At 66.9% G+C, this 1064-nt stretch carries 1 protein-coding gene; it reads left to right on the forward strand.

Going from position 1 to position 1064, the window contains the following annotated elements; genetic code table 11:
- Positions 1-172 precede the first annotated feature (172 nt).
- A complete protein-coding gene (locus CSW57_RS24135; RefSeq protein WP_099385138.1) occupies positions 173-979 on the forward strand; it encodes an exodeoxyribonuclease III in 807 nt (268 codons plus the stop codon).
- Positions 980-1064: the final 85 nt, after the last annotated feature.

Consider the following 1064-nt stretch of genomic DNA (forward strand, 5'->3'; position numbering starts at 1 on the left):
TGGCAGGTCTGCTCGTCCTGGCGTTGGCCCTCGCGTATGCCCGGCGGGTCCGGACCAAGGCTCCGGTTCTTCCGCAGTCGGACGAGCTGGTCGCGGTCGACGCACGTTGACCCGCGCGGAGTTCGTGGACCGCTGCCGGTGATGTCGTGATCCGCACGTAGGGTCGTCGGACGTGACGACAATCGTGACCACGATCAACGCAAATGGCATCCGGGCAGCGGTGAAACATCGCTCCGAGCGCAACCTGGGGCTCCTGCCGTGGCTGCGCGACACCGACACCCACCACGTGCTGCTGCAGGAAACCCGGGCCACCGAAGAGCAGGTGGTCGAAGCACTCGCCCCCGCCCTCGCCGACGGGTGGCATCTCACGCTGAACGAGTCGACGGTCAAGGGTCACTCAGGTGTGGCGATCCTGTCGCGCTCGGCTCCGGGCCGTGTTCGTAAGGGGTTTGCCAGCACCGAGTCCGACGGTACCGGCCGGTACGTCGAGGCCGACTTCGGTGATCTGACCGTGGCCAGCCTGTACCTGCCCAAGGGCGCTGCGGACGGCCCGAAGCGCGAGGAGAAGTTCCGGTTCCTCGATGAGTTCGCTGCCCATCTCGCGGCATTGTCGCGCAAACGCCGCGACGTGGTCATCGGTGGTGACTGGAACATCGCACCCACCGAGCTCGACCTGAAGAACGCGAAGGGAAACGTCAAGAACCCTGGCTTCCTGCCCGAGGAGCGGCAGTGGGTCGCGGGACTGCTCGAGGCCGGCTGGGTCGACGTCGCCCGCGAACTGGCGGGTGAGGTGCCCGGCCCGTACTCGTGGTGGAGCTGGCGCGGCAAGGCCTTCGACAACGACGCCGGCTGGCGGATCGACTACCAGCTCGCGAACAAGCGACTGGGACAACGGGCCACCAAGTCGTACGTGCACCGGGCCGACGCCTATGACCTCCGCTGGTCCGACCACGCCCCCGTCACGGTGGAGTACTCGTGAATCCTCCCGCCGCAGAATGGAAGAATCACGCAGGTGACTGAAGCGACTACCGAGACCGGGACATCAGAGCGGCGCAGACGCGTGC

Origin of the sequence: Williamsia muralis (assembly GCF_002735905.1) — a bacterium.
Lineage (GTDB): Bacteria > Actinomycetota > Actinomycetes > Mycobacteriales > Mycobacteriaceae > Williamsia > Williamsia muralis_A.